Genomic DNA, 234 nt, shown 5'->3' with positions numbered 1-234 from the left:
GGCGACTTTCGACTGCTTCGGGTCGTTCATCTGGCCAAGACGGCCGGGCTCACCGGAGATCATGATGCTGGTGATGCCCTGCCCGAACATGCTCTCATTGATCTGGCTATCTTTCAGGCCGGTAGACGCCGGATCGACCAGCCCTTCCTTGAGGAGCATCAGCTCGAAAGCAAGCGCCTTGTAACCAGCCGAATCCGGCGAGGTGAAGAGCGGATTGAAGTCCTTGTCGAAGAG

General features: G+C 58.1%; 1 pseudogene. It reads right to left on the bottom strand.

Annotated features, from left to right (window positions below):
- Window positions 1-234: pseudogene (locus AF337_RS04570) on the bottom strand (sugar ABC transporter substrate-binding protein); the annotation flags it as partial.

It is taken from the genome of Rhizobium ecuadorense (genome assembly GCF_001187535.1).
GTDB classification, from domain to species: domain Bacteria; phylum Pseudomonadota; class Alphaproteobacteria; order Rhizobiales; family Rhizobiaceae; genus Rhizobium; species Rhizobium ecuadorense.
Note: the sequence above shows the minus strand (reverse complement) of the source record. Positions and strands in the feature narration are given on the sequence as shown.